Here is a 7,977-nt window from a genome sequence, read left to right as displayed (position 1 = left end):
ATGGAACAGGATTCATTCAAGGCGTTGTCGTGAAAACGGATGTTCCAGAAGAAGTTTTTCAAGCGGCAAAGTCTGTTACTCAAGAATCTTCTATTTACATAACTGGAAAAATTCAAAAGGATGAGCGTTCACCATTTGGATATGAGATGCTTGTAACAGGATTAGAAGTGATCCAAGCAGCAGTTGATTATCCAATTACTCCGAAAGAGCATGGAACTGAATTTCTAATGGATCATCGTCATTTATGGCTTCGCTCCCGCCGTCAGCATGCGGTTATGAAAATTAGAAATGAAATTATTCGCTCAACATATGAATTTTTTAATAATGAAGGGTACGTAAAAGTCGATCCTCCAATTTTAACGGGAAGCTCGGCTGAAGGCGGATCAGAATTATTTGCTACGAAATACTTCGATGAAGATGCCTATTTATCACAAAGCGGACAATTACATTTAGAAGCAGCGGCAATGGCACTTGGAAAGGTATTCTCTTTCGGTCCAACTTTCCGTGCAGAAAAGTCCAAAACACGCCGCCATTTAATTGAGTTCTGGATGATTGAGCCAGAGATGGCTTTCTATGAACATGAAGATAGCTTAAAGGTGCAAGAGGACTACGTGTCATATATTGTTCAATCTGTCCTAAAAAATTGTGAATTAGAATTAAAAACTCTAGGCCGAGATACGTCTAAACTTGAGAATATTAAGGCACCATTCCCGCGCATTACTTATGATGAAGCGATTAAGTTTTTACATGAAAAGGGCTTTGACGATGTCCAGTGGGGAGATGACCTCGGTGCCCCTCACGAAACAGCGATTGCAGAAGGCTATGACAAACCGGTTTTCATTACTCATTACCCAACGTCATTAAAGGCATTTTACATGCAGCCAGATCCGAACAGGGAAGAAGTTGTTCTGTGTGCGGACTTAATTGCGCCGGAAGGATATGGGGAAATTATTGGCGGCTCAGAGCGGATTCATGATTATGATCTAATGAAGCAACGTCTTGAAGAGAATAATTTAGATATGGATACTTATAAATGGTATTTAGAACTCCGTGAATATGGTTCAGTTCCTCACTCAGGGTTTGGACTTGGACTAGAAAGAACTGTAGCTTGGATTAGCGGAGTGGAGCATGTGCGTGAGACGATTCCATTCCCGCGTTTATTAAATCGACTATATCCATAAGCAGCAGCTCTTCATAATTTGAGCAAAATTAGAGGAATCGTCCTGTTGGCGATTCCTCTAATTTTTTCAGAGTAGTAAGAAAGGAATAGTTACCTGTTATTCTCCTTACTACAAAGACTTTGTTCATGATATACTGATATGGAGGTGTCAGGAATGTCCAAAACAAGTATATTAAAGTGGCTCCAGGAAGGAAATATTACGATACCTGGGGTTTTATTAACTCATTATAAAGAGATGAATTTAAATGAGCATGAACTAGTGCTTATATTGCATGTTACTTCCTTTATTGAAAGAGGGAATGCATTTCCCACTCCAGTTGAATTGTCTTCAAGCATGACGATCTCCGTTTCAGAATGTACATCGATCCTTAGAAAATTAATCCAGAAAGGGTATATCGAAATTAAAGATAGCTACTCTTCTGATGGAATTCGCTACGAACAATATAATATTGAACCTTTATGGGAAAAGCTGATAGATTATTTTCTATTTAAGGAAAAGCAAGAAACGGCAAAGATAAATCAGCAAAGTGAGACTGATTTATATACTTGCTTTGAACAAGAATTTGGAAGGCCTTTATCTCCATTTGAATGTGAAACACTTGCATTGTGGATGGATGATGACCGCCATGATCCACATATTATAAAAGCGGCTCTTCGAGAAGCGGTTATTTCGGGGAAATTAAATTTCCGTTATATCGATAGAATTTTATTCGAATGGAAAAAGAATGGAATAAAAACAATTGAACAAGCGAAGAGCTACGGAAAAAAGTTCAGACAAAACCAGCAGCAAAGAGTTAAGGCTAACGAAGCTTCTGAACAACCTGGAAAAACCATACCTTTTTATAATTGGCTAGAGCAATAATTGTAGAATAAATAAAGTGGTGAGGAAGTTGTTGAACAATAGTCAAATAAGATTTTGCCTTGATGAGATGGGGGAAATGTTTCCGGATGCACACTGTGAACTTAACCACTCCAACCCATTTGAACTTGTCATTGCAGTTGCTTTATCTGCACAATGCACGGATGTGCTTGTCAATAAAGTAACAAAGAATTTATTTCAAAAATATAAAACTCCCGAGGATTATTTAAATGTACCTTTGGAGGAGCTGCAAGAGGATATTAGATCTATTGGGCTTTATCGAAACAAGGGTAAAAATATTCAAAAACTGTGCAGAATGCTATTAGATGATTACAATGGAGTAGTGCCGCATGATCGGGATGAACTGACGAAGCTTCCGGGAGTCGGCAGGAAAACAGCTAATGTAGTAGTCTCCGTTGCATATGGTGTTCCAGCTATCGCTGTTGACACCCATGTTGAACGAGTTAGTAAGAGATTAGCTATTTGCAGGTGGAAAGATTCCGTTTTAGAGGTAGAGAAAACATTGATGAAAAAGGTGCCAATGGACGAATGGTCTGTTACGCATCATCGGATGATTTTCTTTGGGAGATATCACTGTAAAGCACAAAATCCTCAATGTGAGAGCTGCCCGCTACTGGAAATATGCAGAGAAGGGAAAAAAAGAATGAAGGGGAAGAAAGGGGAATGAGTAATAACAAGCCCCTTTCCGTTCCTATAGAATTAGTACATCCATTTTTCTTTGAAGAGAATGAGGAAATTACCTTCGATGTGGAAGAAATGAAAAATTTGTATGCACTAAGGCCATTTCTTTATGAGACGGCTTTTTTTTCAGGAGTACAAGCAGTAAAACCATGGGAAATTCAAGAAAAAAGCATACCAGTTCTAATTGAGGAATGGCAAAAAGTAAAAGAATTATTAGAAACACTTTTTGCTAAACGGGAGATGATTCATGTACTGGCACCTATGAAAAAAGGGATTAGCCTCTTAATCGAATTGGTTTATTGGGGAAATGGACTTCCGGTTGTTCTTTCAAATTTGGACTTAAATAAATTAGCCATTAAGCCTGTCAATTTATCAGAGCGACTAGAATTTATTATGAAGAAACCATCCTTATATCACTCTTATATTCAATTAGCAGAGCTAATAGGTGAAATGAATAAACAATATGTCAAACAACAGATAATGAAAAAAGCGTCTAAGCCATAAGCTTAAGACGCTTTTTTTCTTTATTATCCACTGCTGCCAGGTGGATTTACAATTGGAGGGATGATCGGATTGGTGTCAGTTTGATCACCGTCACCACCATCGCCATCACCATCACCCTGTCCATTACCATTACCATTACCATTACCGTTTCCGTTTCCTTGCCCATTCCCATTGTCATTTCCGTTTCCATCATCATCAGGGATACCATCCTCGCCGTCCTGACCATCACCATATCCATCGTCCATTTCCGGCAAAGGAACTTGAACTGTTTGAACTGCTGGTTCACTCTTTTGATCATCACGGATTGCTGTAACCTTGAACTGATATATGCCGCCTGGAACCGGATTTGCAACTTTAATTCCTTTTTCAGCTATCACCTGTAGTAGCTGGTCTGCACCATCGTCTAATGCCGCTGAAACTTCAAATTGAACGTTCTCTACCCCTTCTGGATAATCCCACGTTAAGAGTATTTCATTCGTATTTACATCATATGATGCATTTAGGTTTGAAGGAGAATCAAGCTTATCGAATTTCTCGGATACCTCTGTTGGTGCATTTCCTTTAACCGCATACTCATAAATGATTTGATCTTTAGGCGTAAATTCACTAGCAAGTTTTGCTGGGATTGAGCCTTTTTCTATCGCAATCTTTTCAACACTGTTTGGAACAGGGAAGTCAGGTGTTTCGACTCCTTGAGAAACATGCGCCATTAAATTTTTGAAAAGAAGCATAGCGAGCTTTTGGTCCTTAGGAGCGATAGAGTTTTTCTTTTCCTTATAACCAGTCCATACAGCAGCTGTATAGTTGGTCGTATATCCGGCAAACCATGCATCTGGAATGCCTCCATTTTGAATATCCCAATCCTTTATTTCTTGTGCCGTGTAATTAGTTGTACCCGTTTTACCTGCAACATGAAGGTTTGAAATATTAGCTAATTTACCTGTTCCATATGAATCTTTCAATACACTTTTAAGCATATCGTTAATCATAAAAGCTGTGTAATCCTTCATAACTGGCTTTGAATCAGGAGTGACATCGATCTTTGAACCATCACGCATTTCAATGGCTGTGATGGAATGAGGTTCCGTATAAATCCCGTTATTGCCGAATGCACTGTATGCGCCAGCCATTTGCATCGGTGAAACCTCGTAAGCACCGATCGAAAACGATTCAAAAACATCCTTAATATTAAATCCTAGGTTATTTGCAAATTGTTTTGCATTATCAAGTCCAACCTCCTGTAATGTTTGCAGGGCTGGAATATTTCTTGAACGAGCTAAAGCTTCTCTCATCGACATAGGGCCCATATGCTTTCGGTCCCAGTTATTAATTTTCGTCCCATTTGAATAAGTATAGGGCTTATCGTCAAGAGTATAGAAGGTGCCCCATTTTAAATATTCAATGGCAGGGCCATAATCAATAATTGGCTTAAATGTGGATCCGGCATGTCTCATCGTATCTTGGGCAAAATTAAACCCGCGCTTTACTTTAAGATTTCTTCCGCCGCCAATAGCTCGAATTTCCCCCGTTTTAGTATCAAGCAAAGTAATGCCGGCTTGGAAGTCCTCGTCTGGGAAATTAATAATTTCATTTGTATTTAACATTTTTTCCATATAATCCTGGGCATTCGTGTCTAATGTTGTATAAATCGTCAAGCCGTCGGAAGAAATATCTAGATCAGGATACTTTTTCTGAACCTCATCAATGACGATATCTACAAAGGAATCATAAGGAGAATCGTTCTGCTTTCTATTTTCCTCAGGAACGAGTGAGGATTCTACAGAAACTGCCTTTGCTTCTTCCATTTTCTCTTTTGAAATAAAGCCATGCTGATGCATTAAGGAAAGGACTATATTTCGTCTTTTTTCTGCCCGATCTGGATGTTTAAAAGGATTATAGTTTGCAGGGCTTTGCGGAATGCCCGCAAGCAATGCAGCTTCAGGAAGTGTTAGCTCATCAAGATTCTTTCCAAAGTAAACTTGGGAAGCTGTTAAAACCCCATGACTGCGATTTTCCATCCAGATTTTATTTACATACATCTCGAATATTTCTTGCTTCGTATATTTACGCTCTAGCTGAAAGGCCAACCATGCTTCCTGGGCTTTTCTGCTTATTGTTTTATTATTATTAAGAAAGGAATTTTTCACTACCTGCTGGGTAATGGTACTTGCCCCTTCTGAACCAAACCCGCGGGTAACGTTTGCAAGCACTGCTCCAGCTAAACGCTTTAAGTCCATTCCATGGTGCTTGTAGAACCGCACATCCTCTGTTGCAAGAAAGGCCTCTTCCACTAATTTAGGAATATCCTCATATTCAACATATTCTCGGCGTTCAGAGCCAATTTCCGTAATAAGATTATTGTCTTTATCTAATAATTTCGAAGGGATTGGATCCCTTAATTGTTTTTCATCAAGTTTAGGTGCGTCCTTTACCATAAAAGCAAAGGTTCCAGCTCCAACAAGCATTCCAACAATTCCAAGTGCAATTAGTGTAAGAAAGATACGTTTAAATAGGCTCTGTGCCGGTTTCTTTCCTTTGTTTTTTGGCTTGGAAGCTTGCTGTTTACGGCGCTCCTCTCTCGATTGATATTTTTCTGCCATATATGTTCATCCTTTCTGATGAGTAGAAGGTAGATTGAGATATTTATCCGAGGCTATAAAGATAATCGATTTTTTTAATATAGTCAATTCTAGGGTTATATCCTAGTGGGATTTGGTGGCCAAAAGTTTCAATTTCCTCTATAGTAATCGATTTTCTGCCGCCATCCTTCATCCTTTTCCAAAACATAAGTAGATGATGAGCCTCAAGCAGATAGATGTCCTCTGTTGCAGAAAACCTTAATAAAACAAAGCAGATCCCTTTTTGCTTCAGAATCGTTTCCATATGCAAAATTTGATGGTCATGGAAATTTTTTAATGGAAAGGAAGAGTGATTCTGAGTTTCCTTTGCCTCAAAATCAATATACCTGCCTTTGTAAACACCGTTGTAATCTGTTGTTGAAGCCTGTTTGAAATACGCTTCTTTTATGACCGCCGCACTTCTTTTCGGGTAATCCACATGAACAATTTGCACAGGTGTAGGCTTTTTATGAATGGAGGCAATTCCATTCGCTAAATAATACTCATTCGTTTCATTTATATCTTCCTCCAAAGTCATACCACGGTTGCTATAGGACCATTTTTTTTCTATTTTGGTGCGCATCGTTTCTTTTTTAACGGGTAGAAACTTCTTGCCGTTCGGATAATGGAAATTCATTTAATTCACCTCACAAGCTACTACTTATCATAACAAATCTTCGTTATTTGTGGTTGAATAAAAAGTACAGATTTGCAAATGTTAAGCCATATGCTTTTTTTGGAGGCAGATCAATTATGTTTTTTGAAAGGGCAAATTATTTAAATCAGCTAAATATGGAAGAATTGGAATNNAGTACAATGCTGATAATATTTCCCGGACAGATGCCTATTTTCATTATTATAATCGAAATCCCGAAATTATTTGGTCATTCCTTGCAAGCATGGTGTCCCGAAATGCTGGATGGAATATGTGTGATCTCGAAGGTAAATGGTTTTCAAAAATAATAAATAAACAATTAAGAAAAAAACTGTTCCTAACTTATGAGCGGGCCAACTGGCTTATTTTTCAAGATGCATTTCCGCAATTGCTGCTCTATCAATATTCGACGAAAATGAATCGTCCAATGTTTCATTTATTAAGATATTTCCATGTATCTTCATATATGGTTAAGGAATGGCGGCTTTTTTGGGACCGCAGATGTATAAAAAGACTGATGATTTCACAAATCATTAACGAACAAAATATCATTCAGAAGCCTGTTATAAAGCATCCAGCCTATAGAAGGAAAGTTTTTCAAACTCCGCTGTTCCTGCTTCAGGATTGGTTTCATTATAGCTCCGTTATCTTTCCAACATGTGATGGGCAGCTATTTGGTGCGAGTGTAAATGGTTTTATATCGTTATCTAAAAGAATCGATCTAGGTAAGCGCCTTGCCGATATTCTATTTCAAAAGGAGTTATATCCTTCCTTTTACGAATTCGCAAAGCGGACCGTTCACACTGGCTCCAGGTATGATTATGAATTTTATTTTAAAGATCGGCCTAAAAGAACGACTCCATTTTTACGATGTACATTCCCATTAATAAAGCAAAGAAAACATAAGGCAGAAGACTGGTCCAAAAATAAAAGATTAAAAAGAAAATGGTTAAAGGAAAATGTGGAGCATATTCACCCAATCGAATTGACAGAATGGTATATAAATAAACAAGCTCAAATAAAGAAGGCTATTAACTTAAAAGAAATCGTGGAAATGAAAAGATAGCCAAAAAATGGAATTCAACACGAATGCTGTCTTCCACCTTTTGGCTGTGAAATGGAAAAAATACTTTGTTATGTTGATGGACGATTGGGTCCTTCAAGTTTTTTATTTCCATAGCCGGTTCTAGTTTCTTCCTGCTTTTTTGGTTGATTTCTCGTATGTTTTTCCTTTTTATTCAAAATACCGCACCTCCGCTTATTAGTTTGCACAGTAATGGGGTTTCCATGCGAGACGAAAATGTCGAAAGAAAGGGAGAAATAATAAAAATTTTTTCTTACTTTGACGAAACGCTTCTAGTTTTGTCAGCCTTGAAGGATTGGAATTAAGGAGAGCGAATAGAGTACATAACAATTAGAAAAGCGGAAGCGCCTTGCTCACCCCCGACAAGCACAAGAC

Annotated in this window: 7 protein-coding genes; 5 read left to right on the top strand and 2 right to left on the bottom strand. The window is 38.2% G+C overall.

The annotated features are described in order from the left end of the window. The 4 genes from asnS to V7149_RS24100 all read left to right on the top strand — a co-directional run. Positions 1 to 1,181 (top strand): asparagine--tRNA ligase (asnS, locus tag V7149_RS24115; protein WP_335348109.1); only part of this gene is annotated, 1,181 nt, incomplete at its 5' end. A gap of 153 nt (positions 1,182 to 1,334) precedes the next feature. Then, on the top strand, positions 1,335 to 2,042 hold the full coding sequence (locus V7149_RS24110; RefSeq protein ID WP_335348108.1) for a DnaD domain-containing protein: 708 nt from the start codon (positions 1,335 to 1,337) through the stop codon (positions 2,040 to 2,042). Positions 2,043 to 2,070: 28 nt separating this feature from the next. Further along, entirely contained in the window at positions 2,071 to 2,727 is a 657-nt protein-coding gene (gene nth / locus V7149_RS24105) for an endonuclease III (RefSeq protein ID WP_335348107.1), read from the top strand. Then, positions 2,724 to 3,245, top strand: coding sequence for a YpoC family protein (locus V7149_RS24100; RefSeq protein WP_335348106.1), 522 nt, complete (start codon positions 2,724 to 2,726; stop codon positions 3,243 to 3,245). The genes nth and V7149_RS24100 overlap by 4 nt, the downstream gene beginning before the upstream one ends. Positions 3,246 to 3,268: 23 nt before the next feature. Here V7149_RS24100 and V7149_RS24095 read toward each other — a convergent pair whose 3' ends face one another. Both V7149_RS24095 and recU read right to left on the bottom strand, forming a co-directional pair. Continuing rightward, on the bottom strand, positions 3,269 to 5,845 hold the full coding sequence (locus tag V7149_RS24095) for a PBP1A family penicillin-binding protein (protein WP_335348105.1): 2,577 nt from the start codon (positions 5,843 to 5,845) through the stop codon (positions 3,269 to 3,271). A gap of 43 nt (positions 5,846 to 5,888) precedes the next feature. Continuing rightward, complete coding sequence (gene recU, locus V7149_RS24090) at positions 5,889 to 6,500, bottom strand: Holliday junction resolvase RecU (RefSeq protein WP_335348104.1); 612 nt, start codon at positions 6,498 to 6,500, stop codon at positions 5,889 to 5,891. A gap of 163 nt (positions 6,501 to 6,663) precedes the next feature. On the opposite strand from recU, the gene V7149_RS24085 reads away from it, so the two are divergent. Further along, positions 6,664 to 7,584: a DUF2515 family protein gene (locus V7149_RS24085; protein WP_335348110.1), complete on the top strand. Its 921-nt coding sequence runs from the start codon at positions 6,664 to 6,666 to the stop codon at positions 7,582 to 7,584. The last annotated feature ends 393 nt before the right edge of the window (positions 7,585 to 7,977 follow it).

The sequence above is a fragment of the Bacillus sp. JJ1503 genome (assembly GCF_036965125.1).
GTDB lineage: Bacteria > Bacillota > Bacilli > Bacillales > Cytobacillaceae > Cytobacillus.
The sequence above is the reverse complement of the archived record's forward strand: the minus strand, read 5'-3'. Positions and strand labels throughout refer to the sequence as shown.